14 protein-coding genes and 2 pseudogenes are annotated in these 17,465 nt (G+C 65.0%); 9 read left to right on the top strand and 7 right to left on the bottom strand.

Features of this window, described 5'->3' with window-relative positions; all coding sequences use genetic code 11:
• The first annotated feature begins 109 nt into the window (after positions 1 to 109).
• The 3 genes from OKW26_RS35415 (at position 110) to OKW26_RS35405 (ending at position 2,283) form a co-directional block, all read left to right on the top strand.
• Complete coding sequence (locus OKW26_RS35415; RefSeq protein ID WP_429356525.1) at positions 110 to 1,048, top strand: biotin--[acetyl-CoA-carboxylase] ligase; 939 nt, start codon at positions 110 to 112, stop codon at positions 1,046 to 1,048.
• On the top strand, positions 1,045 to 1,884 hold the full coding sequence (locus OKW26_RS35410) for a type III pantothenate kinase (protein WP_429356524.1): 840 nt from the start codon (positions 1,045 to 1,047) through the stop codon (positions 1,882 to 1,884). Before OKW26_RS35415 ends, OKW26_RS35410 begins: the two co-directional genes overlap by 4 nt.
• Before the next feature lie 159 nt (positions 1,885 to 2,043).
• Positions 2,044 to 2,283 carry a hypothetical protein gene (locus OKW26_RS35405; RefSeq protein ID WP_090802818.1) on the top strand — a complete coding sequence of 80 codons (240 nt, stop codon included), beginning with the start codon at positions 2,044 to 2,046 and terminating at the stop codon, positions 2,281 to 2,283.
• 67 nt (positions 2,284 to 2,350) lie between these two features.
• Here the strand turns inward: OKW26_RS35405 and rfaE2 are convergent, their stop codons facing one another.
• The 7 genes and pseudogenes from rfaE2 to OKW26_RS35370 all read right to left on the bottom strand — a co-directional run bounded on the left by rfaE2 (position 2,351) and on the right by OKW26_RS35370 (position 9,419).
• Positions 2,351 to 2,833 (bottom strand): D-glycero-beta-D-manno-heptose 1-phosphate adenylyltransferase, encoded by a 483-nt coding sequence (gene rfaE2, locus OKW26_RS35400; protein ID WP_429356523.1) that lies wholly within the window; start codon positions 2,831 to 2,833, stop codon positions 2,351 to 2,353.
• Between the two features lie 160 nt (positions 2,834 to 2,993).
• Positions 2,994 to 3,872, bottom strand: a complete 879-nt coding sequence (locus OKW26_RS35395; RefSeq protein ID WP_184026492.1) for a ferritin-like domain-containing protein — start codon at positions 3,870 to 3,872, stop codon at positions 2,994 to 2,996.
• A 539-nt stretch (positions 3,873 to 4,411) separates the two neighbouring features.
• Positions 4,412 to 5,218 carry a PhaM family polyhydroxyalkanoate granule multifunctional regulatory protein gene (locus OKW26_RS35390; RefSeq protein ID WP_429356522.1) on the bottom strand — a complete coding sequence of 269 codons (807 nt, stop codon included), beginning with the start codon at positions 5,216 to 5,218 and terminating at the stop codon, positions 4,412 to 4,414.
• 82 nt (positions 5,219 to 5,300) lie between these two features.
• Positions 5,301 to 6,158 (bottom strand): enoyl-CoA hydratase/isomerase family protein, encoded by an 858-nt coding sequence (locus OKW26_RS35385; RefSeq protein WP_090802811.1) that lies wholly within the window; start codon positions 6,156 to 6,158, stop codon positions 5,301 to 5,303.
• A gap of 54 nt (positions 6,159 to 6,212) precedes the next feature.
• A pseudogene (locus OKW26_RS35380) lies at positions 6,213 to 6,797 on the bottom strand (ABC transporter substrate-binding protein); the annotation flags it as partial.
• 358 nt (positions 6,798 to 7,155) lie between these two features.
• Positions 7,156 to 8,172 (bottom strand): IS110 family transposase, encoded by a 1,017-nt coding sequence (locus OKW26_RS35375; RefSeq protein ID WP_429353833.1) that lies wholly within the window; start codon positions 8,170 to 8,172, stop codon positions 7,156 to 7,158.
• A gap of 263 nt (positions 8,173 to 8,435) precedes the next feature.
• Positions 8,436 to 9,419, bottom strand: a complete 984-nt coding sequence (locus tag OKW26_RS35370) for a fumarylacetoacetate hydrolase family protein (RefSeq protein WP_429356521.1) — start codon at positions 9,417 to 9,419, stop codon at positions 8,436 to 8,438.
• A gap of 147 nt (positions 9,420 to 9,566) precedes the next feature.
• On the opposite strand from OKW26_RS35370, the gene OKW26_RS35365 reads away from it, so the two are divergent.
• The 6 genes and pseudogenes from OKW26_RS35365 to metH form a co-directional block, all read left to right on the top strand.
• Positions 9,567 to 10,493 (top strand): IclR family transcriptional regulator, encoded by a 927-nt coding sequence (locus tag OKW26_RS35365; RefSeq protein ID WP_429356520.1) that lies wholly within the window; start codon positions 9,567 to 9,569, stop codon positions 10,491 to 10,493.
• Between the two features lie 42 nt (positions 10,494 to 10,535).
• Positions 10,536 to 11,855 (top strand): DUF3108 domain-containing protein, encoded by a 1,320-nt coding sequence (locus OKW26_RS35360; RefSeq protein WP_429356519.1) that lies wholly within the window; start codon positions 10,536 to 10,538, stop codon positions 11,853 to 11,855.
• A gap of 150 nt (positions 11,856 to 12,005) precedes the next feature.
• The gene (locus tag OKW26_RS35355; protein ID WP_184062616.1) at positions 12,006 to 12,794 is read left to right on the top strand and encodes an alpha/beta fold hydrolase; all 789 of its coding nucleotides are present in this window, start codon (positions 12,006 to 12,008) and stop codon (positions 12,792 to 12,794) included.
• Positions 12,795 to 12,912: 118 nt separating this feature from the next.
• Positions 12,913 to 13,170, top strand: coding sequence for a BTH_I0359 family protein (locus tag OKW26_RS35350; protein WP_062125693.1), 258 nt, complete (start codon positions 12,913 to 12,915; stop codon positions 13,168 to 13,170).
• A gap of 292 nt (positions 13,171 to 13,462) precedes the next feature.
• Positions 13,463 to 14,533, top strand: coding sequence for a homocysteine S-methyltransferase family protein (locus OKW26_RS35345; RefSeq protein WP_184062618.1), 1,071 nt, complete (start codon positions 13,463 to 13,465; stop codon positions 14,531 to 14,533).
• Between the two features lie 68 nt (positions 14,534 to 14,601).
• Positions 14,602 to 17,331 (top strand): annotated as a pseudogene (gene metH / locus OKW26_RS35340) (methionine synthase); the annotation flags it as partial.
• Positions 17,332 to 17,465: the final 134 nt, after the last annotated feature.

Below are 17,465 nucleotides of genomic sequence, written 5' to 3'. Positions count from 1 at the left end.
GTAACGAAGGCTCGGCCGCCGGTCCGCACTGATGCACATCGATCGGCGTCGCCGTTCACCGCTGCGCATTCGAGTCCCGGGCGGGTTCGCTGTGGCTACAATATGGGACATGAATGCCTCCAAGAATCCCGCCTCCCCGTCCGCAGCGACAAGCGCGGCACCAGCCTCGTCGTCGGCTTCGACCGACTGGCGCATCGATCGCGAACGCGCGGTCAAGCTGTTCGGCGCGCATGCGCATGACTGGCCGATCGAAATCGTCGAAGAAACCGGCTCGACCAACGCCGACTTGATGACCCACGTGAAAGCCCTGCCGCGCCGCGCGAGCGCGCTGCCGCGGCCGATCGTGCGCGTCGCGTATCTGCAGACCGCTGGGCGCGGTCGCCGTGGGCGGCCGTGGTACGCGGAGCCCGGCAACGCGCTGCTGTTTTCGGTCGCGTGCGTCTTGCCGCGACCGCTCGAAGGGCTCGGGGGCTTGAGTCTCGCGGTGGGCGTCGCGCTCGTCGACGGGCTGCGCTCGCTGCCGGTCGCGGGTCCCGGACAGATCGCGCTGAAGTGGCCGAACGACGTGCTGCTCGAAGGCGACAAGCTCGCCGGCATCCTGATCGAAACCGCGTGGAGCACTGACGACGCGAGCGCGGTCGTGATCGGCATCGGCACCAACGTGAAAGGCGCCGACGAACTCGCGGCGAAGGTGGGCGCGCTGAACGCCGAGGTACCGCCGCAGGCGCTCGGCACCGTGCCGACCGCGTTGCAACGCGCGCTGCCGAACGCGAATCTGACCGATACGCTGGCAGCCGAATTGAACGCGCTCGAGCCGATGCTGCAGCGCTTCGGCGCCGAAGGCTTCGCGCCGTTCCAGCCGCGCTGGAACGCGGTGCATGCTTACGCGGGCCGCGACGTCGTGCTGCTCGAACAAGGCCAGGAGCTCGCGCACGGCGTGGCGGCGGGCGTTGACGAGCGTGGCCAGTTGCTGCTCGATACGGCTGAGGGCCGCCAGAGCATCGCGACCGGCGACGTGTCGCTGCGCCTCGCCCACGGTGTCGCATGAGGCAGCGCGCGCCATATCTGCTGATCGACGCGGGCAATAGCCGGATCAAGTGGGCGCTGGTGCAGCCCGATGGGACGCAGTTGGCGAGCGGCGCGCTCGCGCATGACGACCTTGCCGGGCCACGCGCGCGGTCAGGTGCGCAACCCGCTTGGACTGACTGGCCGGCGCCATGCGGCGCGTGGCTCTCCAACGTCGCGGGCGCGGAGGTCGCGACGCACATCGCGGCGCTCGTCGACGCGCACTGGCCGCGACTGCCGCTCGCGACGATCCGCGCAAGTGCTCGTCGATGCGGCGTGACCAATTGCTACACGACACCGGACTCGCTCGGCAGCGACCGCTGGGCCGGCATGATCGGCGCGCACGCGACCTTTCCCGGCGAGCATCTGCTGCTCGCGACCTTCGGCACCGCGACGACGCTCGAGGCCTTGCGCGCCGATGGCGCGTTTATCGGCGGATTGATTGCGCCGGGCTGGACGCTGATGATGCGCTCGCTCGGTGAGCACACCGCGCAACTGCCGACGCTCGACGCCGCGCGCGCGCGCGGTCTGCTCGACGCCGCCGATACCACCGGCGCGGTCCGTCGCGGGCCGTTCTTCGCAACGGATACGCCGCGCTCGCTGTCGGCGGGCTGCACGCTGGCGCAGGCCGGACTGATCGAGCGGATGTGGCGGGACCTGCAGGATGAGTGGCAGGTGCCGGTGCGTCTCGTGGTCAGCGGCGGCGCCGCCGACGAAGTGGCGAGCGCCCTGAAAGTGCCGCATACTCGCCACGATTCGCTGGTGCTGTCAGGGCTTGCGCTGATCGCAGCCGAGGATACGGCGCGGCAAAGCGGCTGATTGCCTGCCGTGGCTAACGTTTGATTCGCGACCGGGTCGCGCGTGATGTACGTGTAGAACGTGCGCCCGAGTTGCGCGCAATTCGCCGCCCATTTTCCGAACCCGAGTCTTTCCCGCACGCCCCAGGCTCAACTTCTTTCTGAATTGGAAACACCCACAATGCTTCGCTGGCCGATCGCCATTCTGATTGTTGTCAACGTGCTGGCTTTCGTCGCGCTGCTTGGCGCCTTCGGCCCCACACCCACCGCCAGCGGACGCGAGCCGAATCATCTGAATCGCCAGATTCATCCGGACTGGCTGAAGGTGCGGCCGGTCAGCGCCGCCGATGCGGCCGACCAGGCGGTGGTCGGCGGACCCGCGCCGCAGGCGCCGATTTCGACATCGGAGTTGCCGCAGTAATCAGGTGAGCGACGCGGTCGGTTAGAAGTTCAGCAGTGCGCCGCGCGTTTTGCGGTAACGGGCGGCATCAACCCTGCGTCCGCACCTTCTTCAACAGCGCGCTCGTCGAGCGATCGTGCTCGAACGCAATCGCGAGCGCCTTGCCGCCCCAACCGCGCACGAGCGCCGATTCGGGCAGCGCGTCCATGTCATAGTCGCCGCCCTTCACGAGCACGTCCGGGCGCAGCGCGGAAATCAGCTCGACCGGCGTCTTCTCGCCGAAGCCCACCACGTAATCGACGCTTTCCAGCGCCGCTAGCAAGGCCACGCGGTCGGCCTCGTTGTTGATCGGCCGGTCGTCGCCTTTGCCGAGCATCCGCACCGACGCGTCGCTATTGACACCAACGATCAGGCACGCGCCCAGCGCCTTTGCGTCGGCCAGATAGGTCACGTGACCACGATGCAGGATATCGAACACGCCGTTCGTAAACACGACGGGCGCGCGCAGCGAAGGACGAAGCTTCACCAGGGCATCGCGCGTCAGAATCTTGCGTTCAAAGATGGCGGTCATCGCACGGTCACAGAGTTGGGGAATTAGGGAGTTGGGGCGTGACGGGAACAGGAATGCCAGGTGCCGTCACGATACACGGTGGACGGCCCGAAGCAAAACGGTCCGGCAAGCTCGCGCTTGCCGGACCGCCGTTTGATACGGTGCTGAAACGCCTGAGTCGTTACGCCGGCTGCTGCTGCGCCGGGTTTTGTTCAGCGGCTTGCAGACGCGCGACCACTTCCTTGCGATAACGGTTCAGTTCCTGCGCGGTGTTGAACGTGCGTTCGAACAGCAGCGACAGGTTGTGCAGAATGCGCTCGATGACCTTCTTTTCCCAGCCGTCGTCGAAACGGATCTGCTCGTCGAGCCAGCGCTCGAGCCATTCCGGATCCGGCAGACGCGACTGGATCGTGTCGCGCGGGAACAGCGCCTGGTTCACGTGCAGGTTGGTGGGGTGCAGCGGCTTTTCGGTGCGACGCGCCGACGCCATCAGCACGCCTATCTTCGCGAACGCGGCACGCGCGATGTCGCCGGTTTGCGCCATCGCCTTCTTCATATAGCGCAGATACGCGCCGCCGTGGCGCGCTTCGTCGCGCGAGATAGTTTCGTAGATGTGCTTGATGACTGGCTCGGTATGCCATTCGGCGGCGCGGCGATACCAGTGATTCAGGCGGATTTCGCCGCAGAAGTGCAACATCAGCGTTTCGAGCGGCGGTGCGGGATCGAACTCGAAACGCACTGCGTGCAGTTCCTCTTCGGTCGGGACCAGTTCCGGCTTGAAGCGGCGCAGGTATTCCATCAGCACCAGCGAGTGCTTCTGCTCCTCGAAGAACCACACGCTCATGAATGCGGAGAAATCGCTGTCGTGATGGTTGTCACGCAGAAACATTTCCGTGGCGGGCAACGCCGACCATTCCGTGATCGCGTTCATCTTGATCGTCGCGGCTTGCTCGTCGGTCAACAGCGATGCATCGAATTTGTCCCAGGGAATGTCCTTCTCCATGTCCCATCGAACGGATTCGAGCGATTTGTAAAGTTCCGGATAAAGCATGGTGTTCATAGTCCCACCCCTGTTCTGCACATACTGTGTGTGTCTGTTGCTGCTACGTGTAGCCGTTTTTACCTACGACGAACGGACGCGCCGTTTATCGGCCAAGCATTCAATTTTACGCGTTAATCAGCCGCCCAGAAGCATCGGGCAGCAAAGAAGTCCGGGCTTTTGTATTGGCGCCTGAAGCGTGAATCAGGCGCCGTGGCCAACCGTGGGGAGGGATACCCTTTGCCTGAGGTCGAGCCAGTCTGGGTCTGGCAACCGCACCGTCCCGCCCCGTACCGGTAGCGCCGGCGGCGACTGACGCGAGGGCGGCGGGATTGGTTGTTTTCGGCGCACGCCCCAAAGCCAGATCAAGCTTACACAATGATAGCACGCGCCTCCCACGAAACCCGTGACAGAAGCGGCGCGAGCGCACGGTGGTATTGACTTCTCTCAATAAAGTCGGCGATTCGCGCGGGCGGAAACCGCCGGCGCTGGAATAGGGAAAAACGCAGCCGATCAGTGGCCTTCATCAACGGCCACTGATTCCCGGCGCGCCGTCCGGCTCACGTCGACTTTTTCGGCGTTGCCGCGCTCGTTCCGGCCGCGCGTTTGGCCGACGGCGCGGCGCGCTTCGCCGCCGGCCGTTTGACGGCGGGCTTCGCGTTTTGCGCGGCGGCGCCCGACGCATCGGCGCCCGACGCATCGGCGCCCGACGCATCCGCGGCCTTCGACGCTTCCGGCTTGCCCTGCGTGCCCCCGCCCGCCGCGGCGACCGCGACGGACGGCTGCGTCATCGCGAACTGCGCGATCTGGTTGAACTGCGATTGCAGCAGATTCCACCACGCGGACGCATCGAAGCCGGGCGCCGCGTGCGCTTCCTCTTCGTCGCTGTCGGCCTGCGTGGCGCTTTCGGGCGTGGGCTCGGCCGGCTTCGTCCAACTCGGCGCACGGGCGGGGCTCGGGGCGGTGTTCGGCGCGTCACTCGCGGCGGCACCCGACGCAGCAGCCGCCGCCTGCGACATCGACGATTGCGCGAACGCGCCGAACGCCCGCAGCGTCGCGAGCGTCGCACGTTGCACTTCGAGCGCCTGGATCGCCGACTGCAGCATGCTCAGGTTCAGCTTCAGCCATTGCTCGACCGCGCGCATGTCGGTGATGCGCTTGTCGAGTTCCTCGACGCTCGTGAGCGGCGCCATCATGTCGGACATCATCGACAGCGACGGACTCGTGCCCCCACCCGGCTGCGCGCCCGTCATGGCGGCGCCGAACGGCGACAGCCGAATCATGCTCCACATGCGATCGAGCATTTCAGCGGGCGGAAAACCGGGGAAGCCGGGAAAGGGCGGCGCGGAGCCAGTGGTGTCGGTCATGGTTGTCGCCTCGGTGCTGGATGATAGGTGGAGCGCGCGATGCCGCGCGCGTCGATTCGATCATACCGTGTGGGGTATGACATCACGATCGTTGGTCGTTACGTGGACCGCCCGCGCCAAAATCGGGCGCGCGCCGCTCGCGCAACGAGCTCAGGCCCTCGCGCACGTCGGGCCCGGCGAAGCCCATGAATTCCAGCGCGAGCGACGTATCGAACGCCGGCCCCGCCGTGCGCAGCCAGTTGTTCAACGCGTACTTGGTCCAACGGATGGCGGTCTGCGAACCGTCGGCCAGCTTGCGCGCGACTTCGAACGCCTTCGGCAGCAGATCGCTTTCGTCGACGGCCAGCGACACGAGCCCGATGCGCTCCGCCTCCTCGCCGCTCACCGGCTCGCACAGCAGCAGGTAGTACTTCGCCTTCGCCATGCCGCACAGGAGCGGCCAGACGATCGCCGCATGATCGCCCGCGGCGACGCCGAGGCGCGTGTGTCCGTCGATGATGCGGGCCGTCTTCGCCGCGATCGAGATATCGGCGAGCAGCCCCGCGACGAGCCCCGCGCCGACCGCCGGCCCGTGCATCGCCGACACGATCGGCTTGCCGCAGTTGATCACGTTGTAGACGAGATCGCGCGCTTCGCGCCACACACGCGTGCGCACCTCGAAATCGTTCGCCATGTCCTCGACGAGTTGCAGATCGCCGCCGGCCGAAAAGCCTTTACCCTCGCCGCGAATGATCGCGACGCGCGTATCGGGATCGCGATCGATATCGCGCCAGATTTCCGCGAGCTCGTAATGCATGCGTGCGTTCGCGGTCGCGAGGCCGCTTTTATTCGCGCCCTCGCCGCTCATCACGACTTCGAGCACGCCATGCGGATGACGCTGCAAACGCAGCGACTGGTAGTGCGCGTAGTACGCGTCGTTCGGTTGCGATGGCTGAGGCATGGTGAGCAGTCCGGAGGAGATTCGTTCAGTCGCGCGCGCAACGGCGCGCCCCGTTCAATGCGGCTGATAAAGCCACTTGCCATTGGTGATTTCGACCATCACGCGGGCGCGCTGATCGAGCCCGAGATGATCGGCCGCGCTCATGTTGACGACGCCATTGGTGTCCGCGAGACCGCGTGTTCCTTCGAGCGCGTCGCGCAGCGCGCGGCGAAACGGCGGCGTGCCGGGCGCGCCGGCTTTCAGCGCGAGCGGAATCGCATGCTCGAGCAACGCGCCCGCGTCCGACGTGTACGAACCGAATGCCGACACGCTGCCCGCCCCGTGCTGCGCCTCGAAGCGCGCGATGTAATCGAGGGCGAGACCCTTCGCCGGATGATCGACCGGCAATTGCGCGGCGACCAGCACCGGGCTCGCGGGCAGGAACGTGCCGTTGCAATCGGCGCCGCACACGCGCAGGAAGTCGTTATTGCCGACGCCGTGGTTGTGATAGATGACGCCCTTGTAGCCTCGCTCGCGCAGCGTTTTCGGCGGCAACGCGGCAGGCGTGCCGGCCGCGCCGACCACTACCGCGTCGGGGTGGGTCGCGAGAATCTTCAGCACCTGGCCTGTCACGCTCGGATCGGTGCGATTGAAACGTTGACGCAAGCCACGCGCGCTCGTGCGCGCTTCAACGGGCGACGCGCAAGCGCGCCGACGTTCAGCTGCGGAGAAGTCCAATCGCGGCATGCTGTCTTATATGGACGCCTCCCGGTTTGCCAGGTGATATTCGGTGTGTGACGGACAGGATGAGGTTGCAGACTTATATCCGGCCTGTGGTGCGGATGGTGATCCGCTGGCCCTGATGGAATCTGCCGGGGAAGTCCTCATCTCCTGCGAGTCCTCGAAGGACAAGACAGAATTCAGGTTTGCTTCCCCGCGGTCCGACCTGTTTCGCCATCACATGTATATCAACCTGCGCAACCTATTAGCGACCACGTCTCCATAGTTAGTTGATCTTCTACGCAGCGTGAGCCACGTAACCAGATTGGTACGTTCGAGCGTGGGCAAGCAGCGCCCAGATCGTGCGTGCCGTTTTGTTTGCGAGCGCGACGACCACTACATTGAACGGTCGTCGCGCGAGCAAACGTTGCAGCGCGTCGCTCAGGCGCTTCGGATGCGAGAGCACTGCGCGCGCGCCGTGAATCAGCAAGGTACGCAAGTACACGTCGCCTCTTTTGCTGATGCCCAGCAGCTTGACACGACCTCCCGTGCCGCTTTGCCGTGGCACCAGACCGAGGAACGCGGCGAACTCGCGCCCGGAGCGAAACGTACTCGCCTCGCCGATGGTGGCAATGGCGGCAGTCGCCGTGAGCAGGCCCACACCCGGAATGGCGGCGAGCCGCGTGGCCCCTTCGTCCTGGCGCAACCATGCTGCGAGCCGGTGTTCAATGGCACGGATGTCGCGCGTGAGCGCTTCGATACGCTGCAGTTGTTCGCGAAGCGTGTCGATGACCATGGCGGGCAAAGCGTCGGCCAGCTCGCCAAGCATGCGGGCCGCGTCGTTCATGCTGTGCGAGCCGCGATGCACTGCCGCGCCAAACTCGTACAGCAAGCCGTGCGTCTGGTTAATCTGCATGCGACGCATCTTGAGCAGTTGTGCGCGCACGCGGTGCAGCGTCAGCACCGCTTGCTGCGCTTCGCTCTTCACAGCGACGAAACGCATCTCCGGCCGTTGTGCAGCTTCCCAGATCGCCTGCGCGTCTGCCACATCGGTCTTGTTGCGCTTCACAAACGGTCGGACGAATGACGGCGCAATGAGCCGGACTTGATGACCGAAGCTCGCGAAGCGGCGTGCCCAGTAATGGGCGCTGCCGCACGCTTCCATCGCGATGAGCGCGGGCGCCTGCTTCGCGAAGAACGTCACGAGCTGTTCGCGCTTGAGCTGACGACGGTTGATCTCGCCTGTGTCCATGTCTACCCAGTGCACCTGAAAGACCCGCTTTGCCAGGTCCACGCCAAATGTCGTAGTCTTCATTTCGAGCCCTCCTTACCCTTCCTGGTCGTTTTGACACCACCACTTTGGCACTCTGATGCCGTCGGGTATAGCGAGGGCTCCGCCGTTCCTACTGCCTCTCCTATCCGACGCGGGAGGGAGGCGTCCATACCATCTCCTCCTCACATCGGGGTTTTGGTTGTGATGTTTGCCGCAGTGTAGCCGCGCGCGCAAGTGGCGGCATCGGGCGAAACCCTTTCGCGCGTGCCGCCCGCGTCACAGCATTGCTGCGTGAGCGCCGCGCTTCATTCGAGCGGCGCGATGCTCTGATCGATCGCACCGAAAATCGACTTGCCCGCATCGTCGAACATTTCGATCCTCACGGTGTCGCCGTATTTCATGAACTCCGTTTGCGGCGCGCCGTGCTCGATCGTTTCGAAGCAGCGCTTCTCGGCGATACAGCAGTAGCCGCGTTTCGCGTCCTTGTTCGACACCGTGCCCGAACCGACGATGGCACCAGCACGCAGATTGCGCGTTTTCGCGGCATGCGCGATCAGCTGACCGAAGTGAAACACCATATCGGTGCCCGCGTCGGGCTGGCCGACCTTCCTGCCGTTCCAGTGGACGATCATCGGCCGATGCACGCGGCCTTCGCGCCAGTGTTCGCCGAGCTCGTCGGGCGTCACGGCGACCGGCGCGAATGAGGTGGCCGGCTTGCTCTGGAAAAAGCCGAAGCCCTTCGCGAGTTCGGCGGGGATCAGGTTGCGTAGCGACACGTCGTTGACGAGCATGACCAGCCGCACGCCGCGCAGGGCCTGCTCGGGCGTCGCGCCCATCCGCACATCGCCGGTGACGACCGCGACTTCGGCCTCGAAGTCGATGCCGTACTCTTCCGATGCGCACGCCACGTCGTCGCGCGGGCCGATGAAGTCGTCGCTACCGCCCTGGTACATCAGCGGGTCGGTCCAGAATTCGGGCGGCATTTGCGCGCCGCGCGCGCGCCGCACGAGCTCGACGTGGTTCACGTACGACGAGCCGTCGGCCCACTGGAACGCACGCGGCAGCGGCGCCATGCACTCTTTGGCGTCGAATGAAAAGCTGTTGCGCGCACGGCCCTGGTTCAGCGCATCGTAAAGGTCATGCAGTTGCGGCGCGTAAAAGGCCCAGTCGTCGAGCACGCGCTGCAGCGTGGGCGCGATCGCGTCGGCGATGGCCGCAGTGTGCAGGTCGCGGGACACGACGATCAGTTGACCGTCGCGCGTGCCGTCCTTCAGCGAGGCAAGTTTCATAGAGCTGTGAACCGTGTATTAGTGACGATGGAAGGAATGTATTCTACGATGGTGAATCGGCGCGGCCCAATATCTGCGTGTTCGTCGTCGTGTCACCGTAGCCGTCTCCATTACGATCACCGAACGCGCTGCACGCGCCTTTTGCACATGTCCGCCAACGCCCGCTCCGGCACGATCCGCACCCGCACCGACCCCGCGTCCGCCGACGATCTGCTCGATCCCGCCCATGCAACCGACGCCACCGGCGCCGATGACGAACCCGGCGAACCCGGCGAAGAAAAACTGCGCTCGGGCATCCAGTCGATCGAGGTCGGTTTCAGGCTGCTCGACGTGCTGACCCACGAGCCGTGCGCGATGATGCTGCGCGATCTCGCGCAGCGCGCGGGCATGAGTCCGGCGAAGGCGCATCGCTATCTGGTCAGCTTTCTGCGTCTCGGCGTGGTCGCGCAGGACCCGCTGTCGGGCCGCTACGAACTCGGCGGCTTCGCTTTGCAGCTGGGGCTCGCGCGGCTTGCTCGCGTCGACGGTGTGAAGCTCGCGCGCATCGCGCTCGCCGAACTGCGCGACCGGCTCGACCTGACCGTCGGCATCGCGGTGTGGGGCAATCAGGGACCGACGATGGTGCACTGGATGGAGTCGAGCTATCCGGCCAAGGCGTCGCTGAAGCTCGGCGACGTGATGCCCTTGCTCAGTTCGGCGACCGGTCTGCTGTTCGCCGCCTACCTGCCGTCCGGCAAGACCGCCGCGATGCTCGAGCGCGAGCTGGCCGACTCGCGGCGCTCGTCGTATAGCGGCGCGCCACGCACCCGCGAAGAGGTCGACAAGGTGCTCGCCGAGGTGCGCGAGCACGAGGCTGCGCGCGTCGAAGGCATGCTGCTGCCGACGATCCACGCGTTTTCGTTGCCGGTGTTCGATTCGACCGGCGAACTCGCGCTCGGTCTCGTCGCGCTCGGCCATGAAGGCGCGTTCGATATCCGCTGGGGCGGCGAGATCGATACCGCGCTGCGCGAATGCGCGCGCAAGCTGTCGTACGAACTCGGCTATAGCGCGACCCCGCGTGGCGACAACGGTTGATACGCACCGTATCCTTTCACGCTCTCACCGATTCAAACGCCGATGGATTTTGCTTCCGCCAACCGCCGTCATGATCGCCTGCCCGCTTTTGGTAGCGGGCCGGGACGCGGCGCGCGCGCGTGGCGCTGGATCGCCGTCCTCGCGGCCGTCGCGGTTGTGCACTGGATCGCGGCGCAATGGTTCGAGCGCAATCGCGTGGATCTGAATCCGGCGAATCGCGAGCATGTGCCGGTGCAGGTCGTGCTGCTGACGCCCGAAAGGGTCGAGCGTCAACCCGCGCCACCGCCCGCCGTGCCGGCACCGCATCCGCCCGCGCCAGCACGCAAGCCCGCGGCGAGGCCGCCGCGCGAGCAGCATGTGATGACCGCGTTGCAACCGGCCAAACCGAACGAGCCCGCGGCCACGCCGGCATCGGAGGTGGCGGCTAGCGCGCCACCCGCCACCGCGAACGCGAATCCATCGGCCCATGCGAATGCCAGTGGCGCCGTCGCGAGCGCCCCTGCCGCGGCCAGCGCGCCGCAAGCGTCGCAGGGCGTGAAGTTTTCGGTACCGCCGTCGGCCGAACTCGACTACGACACGTTCTACAACGGCGTGCGCAACGCGCCCGGCACGATCCATTGGGCGAGCGACGGGCAGGGCTACGAAATGGTCGTGTCAGTGCCGCTGCCGTTCGTCGGTCCGTTCGTGTTTTCGAGCCACGGCGGCATCGATGCCTTTGGCCTCGCGCCGGCGCAGTACAGCGAAAAGCGTGGCCGTCGCGCCGAAGACATCGCGATCTTCAATCGCAACGACAAGAAGGTTGGCTTTACGCGCACGCCCGCCTCGTTGCCGTTGCCCGACGGCGCACAGGATCGCTTCAGTGTCGTGATGCAGCTCGCGAGCCTCGTGCGCGGCGATCCTGACGCCTATAAGCCTGGCGTGACGCGACAGTTTTTCGTCGTCGATACCGATAGCGGCGAGAATTGGCCGATCGAGACGATCGGCGACGAAACGATCCGCGCCGCGCAAGGCTATCTGGAGACGCGTCACTTCAAACGTCTGCCGCGGCACGATGGCGACCAGCGCCGCGTCGACGTGTGGCTCGCCCCGTCCCTTGGCTGGCTGCCGGCGCGCATCCTGCAGACGGAGCCGAACGGTACCCAGTTCGAACTGGTGTGGCGCGGCAAGCTGAATGTCGATGGCAAGTCGCCGGATGACCGCGGCAATGGTGGCGCGCCGGCCACGCCTGCTGCAGCCGCAGCCCCCGCTGCCACGGGCCCTGCAACGCCGGCGCCGGCTCCGGCCGACGCATCGGCAGTAACACCCGAGGCCGCCCCAGCTGCACCGGTCGATTCGACCGCTCCGACCATCATCAAACCGTGACAGGTTTCGTGACAGAGTGTCACGAGCAAATCCGCACGAGATCGGCGAAACTTCCTTTGCAACGCTGACTCGCACGTCAATGGAGCCCCGTTCGCGCGAACGAGGCGACCCACCGCGCTTTTTCACTGCGTTTCCTTCAAAGGAGTCCGCATGCAAGTGAACATCAACGGTATCGACACACGCTACGTGCTGAGCAACGAAGGCGGCGGCCCGTGGCTCACGTTCATCCATCAGTTGGGCGGCGATCTCTCCATCTGGGATCAGATGGCAGGCTATTTCCGCGACGATTACACGGTGCTGCGCTACGACGTGCGCGGCCACGGCCACAGCGCGGTTGCGCGCGAGCCGTTCGCCATGCGCGATCTGGCCGACGATCTCGCCAAACTGCTCGATGCCCTCGGCGCGCGGACGACGCACCTGGTCGGCCTGTCGCTCGGCGGCATGATTGCGCAGCAGTTCGCGCTCGACCATCCATCGCGCATCGACACGCTGACGATTGCCGACAGCACCGGCGGCACTCCGCCCGAGAACCGCGAGTTGTGGAATCAGCGCGCCCACACCGCGCGCAGCGACGGCATGGAGGCGCTGTTACCGTCGACGATCGCGCGTTGGCTCACGCCCGACTTTCAGGCCGGCCATCCCGAAGCGGTCGAGCCGATCCGTGAGACATTTGCGCGCACCTCGCCGGAAGGTTTTGCGATGGCCTGCGAGGCACTGCGCGATTTCGACCTTCGCGGCCAGCACGGCGCAATCCGCTCGCCGACGCTGACGGTGGCCGGACGTCACGACACTGGCACGCCCCCTGCTGCTACGCAGGCAATAGCGGAGGCGATCGAGGGCGCCCGCTTCGAGTTGCTGGACGCCGCGCATCTCGCGCCAATCGAGCAATCACAGCGTTTCGCCGCCTTGCTTGAATCGTTTCTGGAGCGGCGAGTCTAACCGTCAGGTCCGGAGTTTTTACTTGCGTCGTCCGGACCCACCCCTTGAATTCCATCCCACATGCTCCACCTACGGTGCAGAAAAGGGCAGGAGCCCAACGGAAATAAGGAGTGTCGCCATGCAAATGATCTATAACAGCCCTAACTACTGTGTCGTCGAGTTTCCTCCGCAGGAAGGTCTGCTTGCCATGAAGTCGGGCGGCTACGAGATTGTCGACAAGAACATGCAGCGCGAAATCTACATCGATGGGGCAATGGCGGCGCGTTTTCGCGAGCATGTGCAAAAGCTGATCGAAGGCGAGCCGACGCTCGACGAGGTTGATGAATTCCTCGGTCAATTCGACAGTCTGATGCATCAACCGGTGGTCCTGCATTGACCGGAGGTGTTCAGCTGGCGCTCTGGCGACATCGATCGACCGCACCGCGCGGCTTTGCCGGCGGGTTCCATCAAGCGGTCGGCGGCACTAAACGGCCCGGCAGGCTTTGGCTTGCCGGGCCGTTTTTTATTGCATCGTTTGTTAGCGCGTTTCTGAATTCCCGGCGCGGCGCGTTCGTATCGGTCGATTTTGCCGGCCGCGCCTCGCAGTCTCCTCCGCGGCGGGCGTATCCGCCCGGCTGCGGCTACAATGACAGGTTTTCCGCCAACGCCGGCGCAAGCCCTCGTCCGCCATGACCCAGCCTGCTCAATCCATCACGCCAGTCCGTTCGGAGCCCGCCTACACCCGCGGCGCAGCGCTGCCCGCGCTGCTGAACTCGCGCATCCTGATTCTGGACGGCGCGATGGGCACGATGATCCAGCGCTACAAGCTCGACGAAGCCAGCTATCGCGGCGAGCGCTTCAAGGACTACGCGCGCGACATCAAGGGCAACAACGAACTGCTGTCGATCACCCAGCCGCAGATCATCGCCGAGATTCACGAGCAGTATCTCGCGGCGGGCTCGGACATCATCGAGACCAACACGTTCGGCGCGACCACGGTCGCGCAGGCCGACTACGGCATGGAATCGCTCGCCGTCGAGATGAACATCGAATCGGCGAAGCTCGCGCGCGCCGCGTGCGACAAATACACAACGCCGGACAAGCCGCGCTTCGTCGCCGGCGCGATCGGCCCGACGCCGAAAACCGCCAGCATTTCGCCGGACGTCAACGATCCGGGCGCGCGCAACGTGACCTTCGACGAACTGCGCGCCGCGTACTACGAGCAGGCGAAAGCGCTGCTCGACGGCGGCGCGGACCTGTTCCTCGTCGAAACGATCTTCGACACGCTGAATGCGAAGGCCGCACTGTTCGCGCTCGACGAGCTGTTCGAAAACACCGGCGAGCGTCTGCCGATCATGATCTCGGGCACCGTCACCGATGCGTCGGGCCGCATTCTGTCGGGCCAGACCGTCGAGGCCTTCTGGAACTCGTTGCGTCACGCGAAGCCGCTCACGTTCGGCCTGAACTGCGCGCTCGGCGCGGCGCTGATGCGTCCGTACATCGCCGAGCTCGCGAAGCTGTGCGACACCTACGTGTCGTGCTATCCGAACGCCGGCCTGCCGAACCCGATGAGCGACACCGGCTTCGACGAATTGCCCGCGGATACCTCTGGCCTGCTGAAGGAATTCGCCGAAGCGGGGCTCGTGAACATCGCCGGCGGCTGCTGCGGCACGACGCCCGAGCACATCGCGGCGATCGCGAAGGCGCTCGCCGAGCTGAAGCCGCGCAAGTGGCCGAGCCAGTATCGCGACGCGGCCTGAGCCCGCCTGAAACACTTCGCCCCGACGCCCTGCACGTCCTGCACGTCCTTTAACGCACGCACCCGACTCGCACACACGCCATGACCGATCACACCATGCGCCTTGCCGGCCTCGAGCCGTTCAACGTCACGTCCGGGACGCTCTTCATCAACGTTGGCGAACGCACCAATGTGACCGGCTCGAAAGCGTTCGCGCGAATGATCCTGAACAATCAGTTCGACGAAGCATTGGCCGTCGCGCGCCACCAGGTCGAGAACGGCGCGCAGGTAATCGACATCAACATGGACGAGGCGATGCTCGATTCGAAAGCGGCAATGGTCCGCTTCATGAATCTGATCGCGTCGGAGCCGGACATCGCGCGCGTGCCGATCATGATCGACTCGTCGAAGTGGGACGTGATCGAGGCGGGTCTCAAGTGCGTGCAGGGCAAGGCGATCGTCAACTCGATCTCGCTGAAGGAAGGCAAGGAAGCGTTCGTTCATCATGCGAAGCTGATTCGCCGCTATGGCGCGGCTGCGGTCGTGATGGCGTTCGACGAACAGGGCCAGGCCGATACGTTCCAGCGCAAGACCGGGATTTGCAGGCGCTCGTACGACGTGCTCGTCAACGAAGTCGGCTTTCCGCCCGAGGACATCATCTTCGATCCGAACATCTTTGCGATCGCGACCGGCATCGAGGAACACAACAACTATGCGGTCGACTTCATCGAGGCGACCCGCTGGATCAAGCAGAACCTGCCGTACGCGAAGGTGAGCGGCGGCGTGTCGAACGTGTCGTTCTCGTTCCGCGGCAACGATCCGGTGCGCGAGGCGATTCACACCGTGTTCCTCTATCACGCGATCCAGGCGGGGATGGACATGGGCATCGTCAACGCGGGCCAGCTCGGCGTGTATGCCGAACTCGATCCCGAACTGCGCGAGCTCGTCGAAGACGTCGTGCTGAATCGCCGTCAAGACGGCACCGACCGCCTGCTCGAAATCGCCGACAAGTTCAAAAGCGGCGCCGCGAAGAAGGAAGAGAACCTCGAGTGGCGCAAGCAGCCGGTCGAGAAGCGTCTCGCGCATGCGCTCGTGAGCGGCATCACCACGTTCATCGTCGAAGACACCGAGGAAGTGCGCGCGAAGATCGCCGCTGCAGGCGGCCGTCCGATCAACGTGATCGAAGGTCCGCTGATGGACGGCATGAACATCGTCGGCGACCTGTTCGGCCAGGGCAAGATGTTCCTCCCGCAGGTCGTGAAGTCGGCGCGCGTAATGAAGCAGGCGGTCGCGCATCTGATCCCGTTCATCGAGGAAGAAAAGCGCCAGCTCGCGGCGGCCGGCGGCGACGTGCGCGCCAAGGGCAAGATCGTCATCGCGACCGTGAAGGGCGACGTGCACGACATCGGCAAGAACATCGTGTCGGTCGTGCTCCAGTGCAACAACTTCGAAGTGGTCAACATGGGCGTGATGGTCCCGTGCAGCGAGATCCTCGCGAAGGCGAAGGTCGAGGGCGCGGACATCATCGGGCTGTCGGGCCTGATTACGCCGAGTCTCGAAGAAATGGCCTACGTCGCATCGGAAATGCAGCGCGACGACTACTTCCGCGTCAAGAAGATTCCGCTCCTGATCGGCGGCGCGACGACCTCGCGTGTGCACACGGCGGTGAAGATCTCTCCGCACTACGACGGGCCGGTGGTCTACGTCCCGGACGCGTCGCGCTCGGTATCGGTCGCCTCGAGCCTGCTGTCCGACGAGGGCGCCGCGAAGTACATCGACGAACTGAACGCCGACTACAACCGCATCCGCGATCAGCATGCGAACAAAAAAGCACAGCCGATGGTCACGCTCGCGCAAGCGCGCGCCAATAAGACGAAGATCGACTGGGCAGGCTATCGTCCGGTCAAGCCGAAGTTCATCGGCCGGCGCGTGTTCAAGAACTTCGATCTGAACGAGCTCGCGAACTATATCGACTGGGGTCCGTTCTTCCAGACGTGGGATCTCGCCGGCCCATATCCGGCGATTCTCAATGACGAGATCGTCGGCGAATCGGCGCGGCGCGTGTTCTCCGACGGCAAGTCGATGCTCGCGCGCCTGATTCAGGGCCGCTGGCTGCAGGCCAACGGCGTGATCACGCTGTTGCCGGCCAACACGGTGAACGACGACGACATCGAAATCTACACGGACGAATCGCGCACCGAAGTCGCGCTGACGTGGCGCAATCTGCGTCAACAGAGCGTGCGGCCGGTGGTCGACGGGGTGATGCGACCGAACCGCTCGCTGGCCGACTTCATCGCGCCGAAGGACTCGGGCGTCGCCGACTACATCGGCATGTTCGCGGTGACGGCGGGTCTTGGCGTCGACGTGAAGGAGAGGCAGTTCGAGAAGGATCTCGACGACTACAGCGCGATCATGCTGAAGGCGCTCGCGGACCGGCTCGCCGAAGCATTCGCCGAAGCGTTGCACGCGCGCGTGCGGCGCGACCTGTGGGGCTACGCGAACAGCGAAAACCTCTCCAGCGACGAGCTGATCGCCGAAAAATACCGAGGCATCCGCCCGGCGCCAGGCTATCCGGCCTGCCCCGACCACCTCGTCAAGCGCGACATGTTCGACGTGCTGCGGGCGAACGAAATCAACATGAGCGTGACCGAATCGCTGGCGATGCTGCCGGCGGCGAGCGTGTCGGGCTTCTACCTCGCGCATCCGGACAGCACCTATTTCTCGGTCGGCAAGATCGGCGCGGATCAGCTCGACGACTACGCGCAGCGGATGTCGCTCACGAAAGCGGACGCCGAGCGCGCGTTGGCGCCGTTGCTTTGAGCGTGAAGCGATACGTGGCCGGGCCGTGCGGCCCGAGCCGCGCATGCGCGACTATATCGAGTCCGAAAGACAGAATATTTGGCGCCACCGCAATTTCGGCTTTGTAGACTGAGTCGGCTTTCATCCCGTCAGGC

Source organism: Paraburkholderia sp. 32 (genome assembly GCF_050435345.1).
In the GTDB taxonomy this organism is placed as follows: Bacteria; Pseudomonadota; Gammaproteobacteria; order Burkholderiales; family Burkholderiaceae; genus Paraburkholderia; species Paraburkholderia tuberum.
Note: the sequence above shows the minus strand (reverse complement) of the source record. Positions and strands in the feature narration are given on the sequence as shown.